Annotated in this window: 10 protein-coding genes; 5 read left to right on the top strand and 5 right to left on the bottom strand. The window is 51.0% G+C overall.

All coding sequences use genetic code 11. The annotated features are described in order from the left end of the window. Positions 1-148: 148 nt before the first annotated feature. Positions 149-1,336 carry a gliding motility lipoprotein GldJ gene (gene gldJ / locus GU926_RS12155; RefSeq protein WP_160692229.1) on the bottom strand — a complete coding sequence of 396 codons (1,188 nt, stop codon included), beginning with the start codon at positions 1,334-1,336 and terminating at the stop codon, positions 149-151. A gap of 85 nt (positions 1,337-1,421) precedes the next feature. Further along, on the bottom strand, positions 1,422-2,393 hold the full coding sequence (locus GU926_RS12150; protein ID WP_160692227.1) for a PorP/SprF family type IX secretion system membrane protein: 972 nt from the start codon (positions 2,391-2,393) through the stop codon (positions 1,422-1,424). A gap of 146 nt (positions 2,394-2,539) precedes the next feature. Between GU926_RS12150 and GU926_RS12145 the strand changes: the two genes are divergently transcribed. Continuing rightward, entirely contained in the window at positions 2,540-5,557 is a 3,018-nt protein-coding gene (locus GU926_RS12145) for an AsmA-like C-terminal region-containing protein (RefSeq protein ID WP_160692225.1), read from the top strand. A gap of 173 nt (positions 5,558-5,730) precedes the next feature. Then, positions 5,731-6,525 (top strand): DUF4382 domain-containing protein, encoded by a 795-nt coding sequence (locus tag GU926_RS12140; protein WP_160692223.1) that lies wholly within the window; start codon positions 5,731-5,733, stop codon positions 6,523-6,525. Between the two features lie 114 nt (positions 6,526-6,639). Here GU926_RS12140 and GU926_RS12135 read toward each other — a convergent pair whose 3' ends face one another. The 3 genes from GU926_RS12135 to GU926_RS12125 all read right to left on the bottom strand — a co-directional run bounded on the left by GU926_RS12135 (position 6,640) and on the right by GU926_RS12125 (position 8,964). Beyond that, a complete protein-coding gene (locus GU926_RS12135; protein WP_160692221.1) occupies positions 6,640-7,125 on the bottom strand; it encodes a DinB family protein in 486 nt (161 codons plus the stop codon). A gap of 69 nt (positions 7,126-7,194) precedes the next feature. Then, positions 7,195-7,599: a diacylglycerol kinase gene (locus GU926_RS12130; protein WP_160692219.1), complete on the bottom strand. Its 405-nt coding sequence runs from the start codon at positions 7,597-7,599 to the stop codon at positions 7,195-7,197. A 198-nt stretch (positions 7,600-7,797) separates the two neighbouring features. Beyond that, positions 7,798-8,964 (bottom strand): acyltransferase family protein, encoded by a 1,167-nt coding sequence (locus tag GU926_RS12125; protein ID WP_232058311.1) that lies wholly within the window; start codon positions 8,962-8,964, stop codon positions 7,798-7,800. A 360-nt stretch (positions 8,965-9,324) separates the two neighbouring features. On the opposite strand from GU926_RS12125, the gene GU926_RS12120 reads away from it, so the two are divergent. Genes GU926_RS12120 through GU926_RS12110 form a run of 3 tightly spaced genes read left to right on the top strand, consistent with a single transcriptional unit; the run spans position 9,325 to position 15,176 of the window. Continuing rightward, positions 9,325-12,417 (top strand): SusC/RagA family TonB-linked outer membrane protein, encoded by a 3,093-nt coding sequence (locus GU926_RS12120; protein WP_160692217.1) that lies wholly within the window; start codon positions 9,325-9,327, stop codon positions 12,415-12,417. A 19-nt stretch (positions 12,418-12,436) separates the two neighbouring features. Continuing rightward, on the top strand, positions 12,437-13,909 hold the full coding sequence (locus GU926_RS12115; protein WP_160692215.1) for a SusD/RagB family nutrient-binding outer membrane lipoprotein: 1,473 nt from the start codon (positions 12,437-12,439) through the stop codon (positions 13,907-13,909). Between the two features lie 28 nt (positions 13,910-13,937). Further along, a complete protein-coding gene (locus GU926_RS12110) occupies positions 13,938-15,176 on the top strand; it encodes a hypothetical protein (protein WP_160692213.1) in 1,239 nt (412 codons plus the stop codon). Positions 15,177-15,319: the final 143 nt, after the last annotated feature.

Genomic DNA, 15,319 nt, shown 5'->3' with positions numbered 1-15,319 from the left:
CTTAATCTGAAGTAAGGGTATCGTTTTTAGGCTACTTTCTGGGGAACAGGCCAAAAACGATAATGTGTCTTTGAATTAATTTGTGGCAAGTGGGCACAAAAAAAGGGCTGGTGTACACCAGCCCTTTCTGTATGAAACTCTAAAGAGATTACTTGTTTGATCCAGTGTTGATCATGGCGCAACGGAAACCGATGGTAGAGGTAGCAGAGTCCTGAGCCATGAAGCGACGCGTTCCTGGAGACAACCAGTAAGCCACATCTTTCCATGAACCACCTTTGTACACTCTTACGTTGTTCCCGATCAATGATTTGAAACCAGCCACGTCATAGTTGGAAGTGTCATCCAACACACCGTTTCTACGCACTGGGTTCAAGTCTTCCACGTCTTGGAAGGACAACGGACGGTACACGTCTTGTACCCACTCGTTCACGTTACCAGCCATGTTGTACAAACCGAAGTCGTTTGGCGGGTAGGCGTAGATGTATTCTGTGATCATGGCACCATCGTTCAAAGAACCGGCAATACCAGCGTAGTCACCACGGCCGCGTTTGAAGTTAGCCAGGAACTGACCCATGCCTTTCCCGTATGGGTTACGCACTTGGTGGCCATCCCATGGGTAGATACGCTTGTTCAATTGGTTTTCTTCTTCGTCTAACTGTACACCAATCAAAGCTTGAGCAGCATATTCCCACTCAGCTTCTGTTGGGAGACGGTAGTTGGGCAGAACGGCACCAGACTCAATGGGTGGCACGGCACCTTCTTCTAAATCACCATCATAGTCCTTGGCCAGGTTCTTATTCACCATGGCAGTACGCCACAAGCAGAAGTCCTGGGCCTGCTCCCAGCTCACGCCTACCACAGGGTAGAAACGGAAACCTGGGTAACGCAGATAATAGTTTACGTATGGGTCATTGAAAGACAATTCACGCTCCCAAACGGTAGTGTCTGGCAAGGCCTTGGTATAGATTTCCTCAGAAGAGTCTTTTCTTACGTAGTGAAGGTACTCCAACCAGTGAATGTTGGCCACCTCTGCCTCGTCCATGTAGAAAGAAGCGATGGTGATGGTACGCTCAATGTTGTCACGGGTCATGGCAATGTCTTCCTCAGAAGAACCCAAGGTAGTTCTACCACCTTCAATAAACACCAAACCCGGTCCTTCTGGAGTGTCACTATAATCAGCTACAGCAAAATCGCCTTCTTCTTGATCAAATTCTACCCCAGTGGCTGTACTCACGTCGCCGGGGTCGCGGCTAGTGGGATGGTTTCCTTTTTTGCAGGAAGAAATAGCAAGGGCGCCTGCTACCATCGTGTACAAAAGTTGCTTAGACAGTCTCATAAATTTTGGTTGATGCCAAATAATAATAGGTGATAATTGTGTTCTCTAAAAACGGTTTGCCTTTAACGTGTAAAAATAGACAAAATCAAAATTCTGGACAAGCAATGCGATTGTAATTTTTATCAGAACCTAATCTTTTAAAAATCTTCTTGAAATCTGCCTTGGCAAACCCTATGCTTATCTCATGGGTTGGACCCAAGGCTGAGGCTTCTTCAGAGAGCGCCGCCCTATAAGCATAGCCCACCTTAAACCCTTGGTACATTACGCCAAACAGGCCGCTAAAGCCATTACTAGCAGACGTTTGCGCACCGGCGGGCAGGTAGCTGTACCCAAGTCCTAACGTGATAGGTGTTACAATAGTATAAAGGTTCCCGTCCAGCCTTTTAAAACTTTGCTGCTGCGTAAACGCAAGCGTTGGCACAAAGCTTATCTCCTTTAAAGAATTTTGGGCGTAGTAGTTTTTTACGTAGAATCTGTACCCGGTCTGCACCTGAAATATGGGAGGCAAGGACGCCCCTGACCCTACGCCCGTGGTTGGATTATTTATATGTTGCGCAGAAGCGCCCACCCAGAACTGGTCTGTGAAAAGTAAAAATCCGGTGGCGAAGGTGGCATAAGAAGAACGCTCCTTCCCCAGCGCCTCGGTGGTGGGTTGCTGCACGGTGCCGCCTGCTCCCAGCTGATCTTCAAAAATAAGATCAGAGAAGCCGGGTTTCTGGGAGGCATAGGCCGCCTGCAGCCCCGCACTGAAGTCTATGTTCTCCCTAAGCTTAGTATGATAGGCATATACAGCACCCGCCTGCACCCGAGCATAGCCACCCGCAGGGGCGCGGTCTGCCTGCAAGGTGAGCCCCACACCCGTCTTGCTCTCCTGAAACCGATACTCGCCACTGAGCCACTGGGTGGAAAAACCGTTCTGGGCGCCGGTCCATTGCGCTCTGTGACCGGCCGTAACGCTGTAGTCAGACAATAAACCCGTGAATGCGGGGTTAAGAAAGACACGGTGCGCAAATTGCTGGGCAGAGGGTAACTCCTGGGCCTTAGCAAGGGGCGCCATCAGAGACCCCCCGAAAAAAAGAAACGGCAGAAATCTACCCAACCGTACGGCCTTTGAGAGACGGCACGTAAATTGCGATGTGTTTCTAACGCCTATCTTCATTCTAAAAATAGTAAACTTACAGTCTGAACTCACCTTCTCACAAGATGAAAAAAGTATTCATTGGATTAGCCATTTTCTTTGTAGTGCTGGTGGCCGCGGCCGTGCTGGTACCGGTTCTCTTCAAAGATAAAATCAAAGACCGGCTAGATAAAGAAATAGCTAAGAATATTAACGCCCGGGTCCTATACGAAACTGACAACGTATCGCTGTCCTTGTTTCGCACATTCCCAGACCTGGGCCTGAGCGTAAAGGAACTACGCATCATTGGCAAAGACTCTTTTCAAAGGGACACCCTCGCCTACCTGCCAGATTTTTCCCTAGGCTTAGACCTTATGAGCGTGATTTCTGGAGATGAGATGGTGATCAAGTCCGTGCAGATGGACCGGCCTCAGTTAAAGCTGTTGGTGCTGAAATCTGGCAAGGCCAACTGGGACATCTTTATTCCGGACTCGGCGCAGGCGGCCCAGACAGACACCTCAGACTTTAAGATGGGCATTGACAGCTGGGAGATGACCAACGGCCAGATTGTGTACCAAGACCTGAGCATTCCATTTGGAGTGGCCGCCTACAATGTGCAGCACACCGGCAGTGGCGATTTAGCCAAAGACATCTTTGACATGAAGACCCAGACTCAGGCCGAGCGCTTCACCATGACCTATGACGGCATCAACTACATAGAGAACAAGAAGCTGGACGCAGATGTGACCATGGCCATGGACCTGGCCAATATGAAATACACTTTCAAGGACAACAACTTCAGGATAAATGACTTTGCATTAGGAATGGCGGGCTCGGTGGCCATGCCGACTGAGGATATCATTCTGGACCTGACCTTCAAAGCCCTGGAAACCGATTTTAAAAACCTGTTCTCTCTGGTGCCCGGCGTGTTCACGGACAAATTCAAAGACATTGACACAGATGGCAAGCTGGCCTTCAATGGCTACGTGAAAGGCACGTTCAATGAGACCACCATGCCGGGCTTCGGGGTAGATTTGCAGGTGAACAACGGCCGGTTTAAATACCCAGACCTGCCCCAGGAGGCCCGCAACATCAACGTGAACATGAGCGTGAAGAACGCAGACGGCGTGGTAGACCATACGCAGGTCAACATCAAGAAGCTGCACTTAGACCTGGGCAAGAACCCGGTAGACGGTCAGGTGCTCATTGACGGTCTGTCGCCTATGAAGATTAACGGTAACCTGAAAGCCAAGCTGGACCTAGCCGAAATGACCAAAGTGTTCCCATTAGAAGGCACTACCCTGCGCGGTTTGCTGGACGTGGACGCGACGGCCAATGGCGTGTATTTTGAGAACCACATGCCCAAAGTGGTGGCCAAGCTGAACCTCACCAACGGCTATGTGAAATCAACCTCCTTCCCGGCACCGCTGGAGCAGGTGACGGTAGTCTCTACTGTGACCAACAGCACCGGCCAGGCCGCCGACACTGACATTAACATCTCTAAATTTAGAATGCTGCTGGACAAAGAGCCATTAGATGGGCGCGTATCTATCAAGAACCTGGCCCAGCCGCAATTTGACGCAGTAGTGAATGGCGTGCTGGATTTGACCAAGCTCACCAAGATTTTCCCTATTGAGGGTACCACGCTCAGCGGTCGCCTGAACGGAAACATTGCTGCCAAAGGCAAAATGACCGATGTAGAGGCTGGCAAGTACGGCAACATTACGGCCAGCGGCGCCATGCAAATCAGCCAGTTGAACTACAAGAGCACAGACCTGCCGCAGGGCATGCGCATCAACACGGCCAAAGCCACCTTCAACAATGACCAGGTGCGTCTGGAGAACCTGAACGGCTTCCTGGGCAAGAGCGATGTGCAGATGGACGGTACCGTGACCAACTACATGGGCTACCTGTTCTCAGAAAACCAGCCCTTGCGCGGTAATTTTAACCTGCGCGCCGGTACGTTCAACGTGAACGAGTGGACCGTAGACGAGCACACCGGCCAGGCCGCTCCTTCTTCTGCTACCCAGGCCCAAGGTGTGGTGCAGGTTCCGGCAGATCTGGAGCTGGTGCTGAATACGCAGGCGGGTACCGTTATTTATGACAACTTAAAACTGCAGGACTTCAAAGGAAAAGTGGCCATCAAAGACCAGATTGCCAAGCTGGAGAACGTGAGCTTCAACACGCTGGGCGGCCAGTTTGTGACCACCGGTTCCTATGACTCCAGAGACCTGATCCATCCTAAGTTCTCCTTCGGGCTGGATATCAAGAACCTGGATTTCAAGAGTGCCTTCACCGCCTTTAATACCTTGCAGAAGATTGCTCCTATTTCTAAGGCCTTGGACGGCCAGTTCTCCACCAAGTTCAGCTTAACCGGTGAACTAGGGGCAGACATGATGCCGGTTATGAGCACTTTAACGGGCAAGGGCATGGTAGAAGTAGTGCAAGCCGTGGTGACCAACATCAAAGCGCTTACCAAGATCAGTGAAGTGACGCAGCTCAAAGACGTGCAGAACTTCGTGGTGAAGAACAAAGGCTTCGCGGCTGAGATTTTGGCCGGTAACCTGGTGGTGAAACCCTTTGATTTTAACGTAGGCGATATGAAAATGACCGTGGGCGGCACCAACAACCTGGCTGGCACCATGGACTACGTGGTGGCCATGGATGTGCCTTCTGGCAAAGTAGGCGGCGCTTTGGCCTCTAAACTCACGGCCATGTCTGGGGTGCAGAACATCAACAGCCTGGAGCGCGTGACCTTGCAACTGGGCGTGGGCGGTACGCTTACCAACCCCACCGTGGCCCTGCGCAGCAGCAGCCTCAAAGCCGAAGCCAAGGACCTGGTGAAACAAGTGGTGAGCAGCAAGCTGGAAGGCGTGAAGGAAAAGCTGAACGTGAACGTGCCTACCAGCAAAGACAGCTTAAAAGCCGAATTTGCCAGAAAGCAGGAAGAAGCCAAGGTGAAAGCCCAGCAGGAGTTGGAGAAAAAACGCCTGGAGGCAGAGCAGAAAGTGCGCGACGAGGCTAAAAAACAGCTGAACAATATCTTCAACAGGCCTAAGAAGCCCGCCACCACCACAACGCCGCCAGACACAACTAAGCAGTAACCTAAGTTTTGCAACTGCTTGATCCCGTTTTTGGCTTCTTTTCTGGAAAAGAAGCTAAAAACGGGATTTTTTTATGTGCGGGCCCAACTCTTGTAAACTCTTATGCAATATTTCGTATAGGTCTCGTTACTATAGACAATCAGAATATTTCCCCCAACCTAAATTTTACCAAAATGAAAAAGCAACTTGTAGCAGCCCTGTTTTTAGTAGGTGCCCTTGGCTTCTCTGCCTGCTCAGACGATGACAAGGAAACCACCGGCACCTCCCGCATGGAAGTGCGCCTAACAGACGCCCCCGGCGACTATGACGAAGTAAACGTAGACATCCGCTCGGTACAGATTCACAGAGACGCCACCGGCGACGAGTCTGGCTGGATTACGCTGGACAACATCAAGCCAGGTGTGTACAACCTGCTGGACTTCGCCAATGGCCGTGACACGTTATTAGCCAGCGCGACCTTGCCAGCCGGTGCCATCACCCAGATAAGACTGGTGTTAGGCAACAACAACTCCCTAAAACTGAAAGGCGAAAACACGCTTAGATCCCTGACTACGCCTAGCGGCCAGACATCAGGCCTGAAACTGGCCTTGAACACCACCCTGGAGGAAGATGTGACCTACGTAGTGTTGCTGGACTTTGACGCTGCCAAATCTGTGGTGCCCCGCGGTAACAGCGGCGAGTACAACTTGAAACCGGTCATCAGAACCATTACCCAGGCGGTGGCTGGAGGTATCAAAGGAACCGTAACGCCAGCCGCCGCCAAGCCGGGTATTCTGGTAATTTCTGCGGCTGGTGATAGCGTGGGTGGCTTCGCCGATGATGCCGGACGCTTCCTGATCAAGGGCCTGAGAGCCGGTACCTACAAAGTGCAGTTCACCACCACTGAGCCATACAAAAACAAAGAGGTAGCCAACGTGGTAGTGACCAATGACCAAATCACGGAGATGCCGGTAACAGACCTGAACTAATCTGCCTTACTGCATGACCCATAAAAAAGGGAGCCTAACTTATAGGCTCCCTTTTTCTTTATCTGGTATTTCGTTTTTGGCGTATTTTCTGGGAAACAGGCCAAAAACGAGGGATTACAGTTCTAAGTCCTGGCCGTACTGAATGCGCACGTACGTCACGTAGTCTGAGTTGATGGGTTCATGGCCGGCCAGTCTCAGCTCACGGGCCACCTGGCCGCGGTGGTAAGTGGCATGGTTGATGGCGTGGGTCAAGATGTCCTGCACTTTGGTAGAATAGGCCTTGCCCTGGGTGTTGGTGTATTCAATTTGGCGGTTCAGCTCAGCCTCGTCAGCGTTGGCGTAAATTTCCACCAGTTTGGTAGACGTGTCCTGGGCCAGGCGGTGCAATTCTTCCAGAGAATGCTTTTGGAGAACGGTTACGGGGCTTTTGGTGCCGGTGATGCGGGCAATCCAGATGGCTTGGGCGTTCAACACGTGGCTGAACATCAAAACTGCGTAATCAGGTAGTTCGCCTTCTATTTTGTCAAAGCTTTTCAGCACCCGGGCGTTGGCCCATACGTTGTAGTGCGTCAAGTTCTGGAGGACGTCATTTGTAGTCATAAAAGTAAATTTGGTAAGTAGCCCCAGAGGCGCGCCCTGGAAATTGCGCAAAAGTAGTAAACGGGTGCCTCAGAAAGAATGTTTACTTGTTATTTCCACCAATTGCAGCAAATACGGCCAGAAGACCAGCAAGCCAACGGCGGCGGCCGTCAGAGAAGCAATCAAAACAGCCCCAGCAGCAATGTCCTTGGCCTTGCCGGCCAGCGGGTGCCGGTCTGGGGAGACCAGATTGACCACCACCTCAATGGCCGTGTTGAACAGCTCGGCCATCCAGACCAGGCCTATGGCGGCGCAGACCAGCGCCCACTCCACGGTGGTCAGGCGCACATACAAGCCCAGGGCCACTACCAGTCCGGCAGAAAGAACGTGCCAGCGCAGGTTCACCTCAGACCGGAATGCCGCCGCAATGCCTTTTACCGCATACCCGAAGCTGTTGGCCCGCTGCCGAATGAAGGAAGGTCTGGTCTTTTCCATATGCTGCCAGTCTACGCGATTTTTTCCGGAAGGTAACAAACTGCTCTCTGGCGCACGGCTTGCTCTTCAGGACTGTCTCCTGCCAAAAGCAAAAGCAGGATGGTGCCTTAAAGCAAGAAATAACGTTTTTGGGCTGTTTTCCAGGAATCAGCCCAAAAACGGATATTGCCAGGCAGTTTGTTGGAAGGTGCCTTCGGCTTAGACTTTGATAATGATGTTCTTCTTGTACATAATATAGAGGATGACCATCCAGAAGGCGATCCAGGTGAGTGCCCAGGCCAGCGAGGCATTGATAGGCGACAGGAACGGCGTGTAAAAAGACTCATACAGCCAGGTTTTGCTGTCTACCTCTCCATTGGCCGTGTCTACTTTTATCATGCCCATGATGCGCGGAATCAAGCCAGACAGGAAAAACACGGTGATGGCATTGACTCCATACACCAGAAACGGCGTGGTGAACTTCTGATAACCTTTCACGTCAATCAGCCAGTAGCAGAGCCCTAGTCCCAGCATGGCCAGTCCTGAGGTGTACAACACATACGAGCTGGTCCAGAGGATTTTGTTGATGGGAAAGTGCAGGTCCCAGATAAGCCCCAGGCAGACGCAGATGACACCCCAGACCATTAGCCAGGCAATCTTGTCGCCGGGCGCGGTGGGTTTCTTGAGCCACTGGCCCACCAACACGCCTGTGAGCGCGGTGGCCACGGCTGGCAGCGTACTTAGGATTCCTTCGGGGTCCCAGACTTTGGACTGCTTCCAGAGATGCTCAGAGAGGAGGAGGTTGTCTAGCCAGGCAGCCAGGTTGGTGGTAGGTTGCAGGTTGGCCTGCCCTATGCCCGGCACCGGTATAAACATCATCAGCGCCCAGTAACCTACCAACAGCGTGGCAATGGTCCAGATTTGGGTTTTTCTATCTGTCTTGAGGAAAAGGATGGCGGCAATGATGAAGACCACTCCTATTCTTTGCAGCACCCCGGGTATGCGCACCGTGTCAAAGTCAAACTTAGGAAACAGCGCCAGAAACATGCCCAAAGCAAAGAGAGTGAGGCCGCGTCTTACAATTCTTATAAGGACGGCTTTGTGGGTGTCTGGGTGGTGTTTGCTGCTTTCTAGGGCATAGGCAATAGAAACGCCCACAATGAACAGAAAGAATGGAAAGACCAGGTCTGTAGGAGTGCAGCCGTTCCAAGGCGCGTGTTTCAAAGGAGCGTAGATCTTTCCCCAGTTGCCGGGGTTGTTCACTAAAATCATAGACAGCACCGTGATACCTCTAAAGACATCCAGTGATTTTAACCGCGCGGGACGGGGAACGGCAGCCTGCGGGACAGAAGCTGAAAGGGGTGTGGCAGAGACAGAGGTGGCCAAAATAGAAGCAGTTTACAGGTATAGTTATTTTACAACGGGTTCACTATGAGCTTAATAGTTCAAGTAAAAAGTAGGGGTTTCGCTATTGGTTAAACATAACCCAATTATTTTAAAGAGTAGCCCATCTTTTAAATTCTTAAGGTAATTAATCATAAAATGACAGGCAAATGCAAGATCGATTAATAAATTTTAAAAAGTAGGCCCGAGGTGTAGCATTAAATTGTGGAAAGTTTAAATTTGGGACAAGTTGTCAAAGTGTGTCCATTGCTTTGGCATGAATGGGATTCATTTAATAATTTTTATTCCTTAGCAATTACCAACAAGCAGTTTAAACCTTTATTTCCTCCCAAATTTTTTTCTATGAAAATAGCGTTACGGCTTATGTTATTCGCTTTGAGTTTTCTCATTGCGCAAACGGGTTTTGCTCAAAGCAAGACCATTACTGGAAGGGTCACTTCTGCAGATGACGGCTCTGCCCTGCCCGGGGTGAGTGTGGTAGTCAAAGGAACTTCCAACGGTGCCTCTACAGACGGTGAGGGTAAATACTCCATCCAAGCCTCATCTGGGAGCGTATTGGTGTACACCTTTATTGGTATGGTCTCTCAGGAGCGCACCGTGGGCGTAGACAACACCATTGACGTGGTGCTTAAATCAGATGCCAAAGCCTTGGAAGAGGTGGTGGTGACTGGCTTTAACATTGCCCAGGAGCAAAAGACCATTAACTATGCGGTACAGTCTGTTTCTGGCAAGGCGCTGGAAGACAGCCGTCAGCAGAACGTGGTGAACGCCCTGCAAGGCAAGGTAGCCGGGGTGAACATCATCAGTTCTGGTGGTGGCGCCGGCGAGGGAGCCAGCATTGTGATTAGAGGCGGTTCCTCTATTGACGGCGACAACCAGCCTTTGTTTGTGATTGACGGTATTCCTATTGACAACTCTTCTTTCCAAGAGTCCACAGCACCAGGCGCTGGTAGCGGCTTCAATGGTATTTTGGGGCGCTCTGTAGGATCTTCTAACCGCGCCGGTGACCTGAACCCAGAGGACATTGCCTCTATCACCGTGTTGAAAGGACCAGCCGCAGCGGCCTTGTACGGTCTGCGCGCTGGTAACGGTGCCGTAATTATCACCACTAAAAAAGGCGTGGCCGGACAGACGTCTGTGTCTTACAACGCCTTGTTCTCTTTTGACAAGGTGAACAGACTCCCTGAAGTGCAGAACGTGTACATGCAAGGCACCAACGGGGTGTTTGACGGTACTACCCGTCGTTCATGGGGACCTAAGTTCCAGGAAGGCGATCCGCAGTATGACAACATAGGCGACTTCTTCCAGACGGGCTTTAAGATGAACCATAACCTGAGCGTATCTGGCGGTTCTGAGAAAACCAGCTTCTATATTTCTGCCAACCACCTGGACCAGGGGGGCGTGGTGCCAGAAACAGAGTATGAGAAAAACTCTGTGCGCGTATCTGGTACGGCCAAGTTCAATGACATCCTGTCTTTTGACGGTTCTGCCAACTACTTGCAGACCAGCGGTAAAAGAGCCTTGCAAGGTCCTGGCCTCTTTGGTGGTACCGGCGGTTTCTTGGTAAGTATCTTTAACTGGCCTTTGAATGATAACATGTCTGACTGGCAGAACCCAGACGGTTCCCGCCGTCGTCTGCTGGAAAGCGTAACCGGTGACATTGACAACCCTTACTTCACCGTAAACAAAAACCCACAGACAGACAGAGTAGAACGCATGATTGGCAACGTGGGCGTGACCCTGGACCCTACTGACTGGCTGAAGATCAACTACCGTTTGGGATCAGACGTGTACACAGAGCGTACAGAGAGCGTGCGTTCTCCTGGTACTTCTTTGCCTAACAACCAGCAAGGTGGCCTGGCCGTGTCTGTGAACCAGTTCCAGCAATACACCTCTAACTTTGTAGTGACCGCCAACAAGAACTTCACGGAGAAGCTGGGCGCTGGCCTGGTGTTGGGTAACACCGTAGAGCAGACAGAGACCAAAGGCGTGGATTACCTGGGCTTGATTTTCCAGAACCCAGACTTTGTAGGCCTCAACAATACCACCAACAGAAGCGTGATTCAGAGAAACTCTCTGCGCAGACTGATTGGTGCCTTTGCCCGTGTAAGCTTAGACTATGACAACTTCCTGTTCTTAGAATTACAGGGCCGTAATGATTGGTCTTCTACCCTGCCGGTGAAAAACCGTTCCTTTGCCTATGGTTCGGCCAGCTTAGGGTACGTGTTCACAGAGCACCTGCCGCTAGCCACTGACTCTTTCCTGAAGTTTGGTAAGTTCAACATCTCCTATGCCCAGGTAGGTAAAGACTCACCGCCGTACCGCGTTTCTTCTCCGTTGACCAACAACACCTTCTTGGGGGGCGGTTTCAGAAACAACTTCTTTGGTGGTAACCCAGAGTTGAAGCCAGAAACCAAGACTTCTTTTGAGACCGGTCTGGACTTCAACTTCTCTAAAAACAACCTGCGCTTCAACGTTACTTACTACCAAGACAGAACCATTGACCAGATCATCGCCCCTCGTCTGAGCCAGGCGTCTGGTTTCATTCTGCAGTACGTGAACGGCGGTACCGTGGAGAACCGCGGTATTGAGGCCATCTTGTCTGGAACGGCCATTGAAAAAGGAGACTTCTCTTGGGATGTAGTAGCCAACTTTGCCCGCAACAGAAGCGAAGTAATCTCCATTCCTTATCCATTGACAGAAATCTACCAGTCTGACTCTTGGATTGTAGGTTTTGCCAGAGGTTCTGTTTTCCAGGGAAGCTCGCTGAGCGCCTTGGGTGCCATGCAGTATGAGCGTGCCCCAGACGGCCAGATGATCATCAGTTCTACCGGTTACCCTACGTTTGTAGACCAGAAGTTTACCTACGCCGGAGACCGTGCCCCAGATTTCACTCTGCAGATCACCAACACCTTCAAATACAATAACCTGTCACTTTCTTTCTTGGCAGACATTAGAAAAGGCGGCGTGGTGGTAAATGGTAACGAGGCGGCCCTGGTAAACAGCGGCTTGAGCAACCGGACTCTGGACAGATACAAGAAAGCCGTATTCCCAGGCGTAGTGGCAGTGACGGGTGCAGATGGTAACGTAACCTATGTGCCTAACACCAGAGAAGTGGAATTAACGGAAAGCTACTACCGCAACATCATGTCTGTGGTAGGTACTAACTTCATTGAAGACGCTTCGTGGGTACGCTTGCGCTACGTTACCATGGCATACAGCTTGCCTAAAGAGTTTTTTGGAAGAATTCCTTTCAAGAATGTGGAGCTGAACGTGACCGGCCGCAACCTTCTTCTGCTCACCAAATACTCAGGCTCTGACCCAGAGACCGCTGCTGCCGGTTCTGGCGTACGTGGTGGTGGTTCTGGCGGATTTGACTACGGTAGCGTACCCGGAACTAAAGGTGTTGATTTAGGTATTAAGCTATCATTCTAGATTATTGAGAACTCATAACATGAAAAAATTTATAATAGGATTTTGCACGGTGGTGGGCTTAGGGCTTACCTCTTGTGAAGACGGCTTTTTGGATGTAAACACAGATCCAAATAACCCCGTTTCTACTACCCCCAATTACCTGCTACCCAGCATCATTGGCAACGGTCTGCAGATACAGCTCCTAACCGAGCTACGCGTGGGACAGATTACCCAGAACGTGGCGGGCAGAACGGCCAACATCACCACAGACCAGTACTACTTCACGCCGGGTAACTCTACCTCTACCTTCAACAACACCTATTATCTGGTGGGCAGCAACATTGGCCCCATGATAGAGGCGGCAGAGGCAGAAGGGTCTCCGTATTACGTAGGTGCCGGCAAAACCATGAAAGCCATTATCCTGGCCCACGTAACAGACATGCTAGGCGATGTTCCTTATGCAGAGGCTTGGAAGGGATATACCAACATTGCTCCCAAGTATGACCCACAGGAAGAAATCTACGCCACCATCTTCAAGTTGTTAGATGAAGCCGAGGCGGAGTTCTCCAAACCAGCCACTGCTAACAAGCGGCCTTTCTACACCTCCAACCCGGTGAGCGGAGACATTTTGTACCAGGGAGACGCAGCCAAATGGATTAAATTAGTCAATTCCATCAGAGCCCGTCAGTTGAACCACTTGACCAAGAAAGCCAACTACAGTGCAGACGCCGTGTTGGCCGCCATTGACAAGGGCATCAAGAACAATGCAGATGACGCCATGCTGGGCTACAGACAACCTACCAGCGTAGAGTCTAGCACTACCAGCATCTTTGGGCCTACCAGAGCCAACATGGGCTCTTATACCTTTGGTAGAATGTTCGTGAACTACATGAATGGTACCACGCTGCTTGGAGATGCCACTGCCGCTGATGACCCTAGATTCCCAATCATCTCTCCTACCTTGAGCAACGGCGCCATACCGGGTGCCGGACAACCGTCCGCTCCTGCCGTAACTGATTTCTATGGTGGCTGGTATTCTACAGACAACAGTCCGTTCCCCATGGTAACCAACGCCGAGATGCGCTTTATTGAGGCGGAGGCTGCTTTCCGGAAGAATGACAAAAGCCGGGCCTTTACGGCTTACAAGGCTGGTATCACAGCGCATATGACCAAGCTGGGTGTGCCTGCCGCCGCTCAAACCACGTATCTGTCCAGCGCAGCCGTGGCGCAAAGCGAAAGCGCGCTTACCTTCAAGCACATCATGGAGCAGAAGTACATCGCCATGTTCCTGAACCCAGAGTCTTGGTCAGATTTGCGCAGATTTGACTTTGATCCTGCCATCTACCCTGACTATGCAGTGCCAACGGGCGTGAATCCCAACTTAGGCGGTAAGTTTGTGCGCAGAATGCCACCGGCGCAGACAGAAACCCAGTACAACCCCGGCGAAGTAGCCAGAATGGGTTGGGGAGCACCAGACTACGTGACCCTTCCGGTTTGGTGGGACAAGCAATAAGGCGATAAGGCATTTAACGTAAAAAGACATGAAAAGCATTTTTAATAAATACATGGCTGTGCCGGCAATTGCCCTTCTAGGGTTTACGGCCGTCTCCTGCGAAGAGGACTATGAGCCCTCTTACCAAATCACTGAAGATTCTTTCCAGATTTTGCAGACTACCGGTACGTTACCGGTAGCCACCAAATACGCCACCGGCGAGACCGTGAAAATGGAACTGGTGTACAACAAGTCTGACATAAAGGAGATTGTACTACTCCAGAAGCTAGACACCCAGGATTCCTCCGTGGTGAGAACCATACCCGCCCAAGGCGCTTACTCTCTCCGTAAAAAGGCAGATACGCTGGTGGTAGAATATGTGGTGCCGCAAGGATTGGCCAATAAGACCCTCATTCGTTTAGACGCCAAGGGAGTTGGTTTCAACAATGCCACCAAAACCAGAAGCGTGAGCTTTAGAGTGGCCGAGGCCATGCCTACCATCAAAATCAAAAGCGTGACCAACCGCACGGCTACGGCTCAGTACGGCAACGCAGCCAGTGATGTGATCAGGTATGAGTTGTTGCTGAATGAAGGTGGTGTTACCTCTGTGACGGCTACCACGCCAGCCAGCGCCATACTTTACAAAGACTTGGACAGCTTGAACGTATACGCCAAAGTAGGCGCAGCCGCTGAGACCAGAGTACAACGGATTGGCTTAACCAAGTCTGGTGCGGCCGTGACCAGAAACGTAGACGTAACCGTACCAGCCAGTTCTGCCGGCCAGGAAGTGACGTTCCGTTTCGAGGTGAAATCACTATTGCCAAAACTGGCGGCATCGGTTACCTCGGCACCGGTTACGCCGGTAGCGGCTACGGCCTTCACTGGTACCAGTACTGCTACCATTGGCTTGAACGGAGACGCCAATATGGCCTCTTTTAACTTTGTGACCAGAACCAACGCCGGGTCTGATGTGGTGGCCAACAAGGACATTACGGTGACCAGCGTGGCCGGGAACAAGGTAGCCGTGAAAGCAGACAATACTACCGCTTTTGTGAAGTCTACCACGGCGGCCTACAATGCCGCTACTTTCTCCAGCGTGCGCCAAACCTATTACACCGGAGCCAATGCCGTGCCTACTACCGTGGTAACGTCAATTGCTGATCTGTTGGTAGGTGACGTGTACATTGCCAAATTGGTAGGCACAGACAACTATGTGATCTTTAAAGTAACGGCCATCAACCGCACAGAAACGGGAGCCACTGTTACCATGGACTACAAGTATCTATAATTTTAACCCGTAGATATACTTACAGCAAAGGCCGTCCTGCAACAGGGCGGCCTTTGTTTTCTCTTAACCTCCATTCATAAAAAAAACCCTTCCGCTACAGAGCAGAAGGGTTTTCGTTTTTTGGGCTGTTTTGGCCAAAAGAG

The organism is Nibribacter ruber (genome assembly GCF_009913235.1).
GTDB lineage: Bacteria > Bacteroidota > Bacteroidia > Cytophagales > Hymenobacteraceae > Nibribacter > Nibribacter ruber.
Note: the sequence above shows the minus strand (reverse complement) of the source record. Positions and strands in the feature narration are given on the sequence as shown.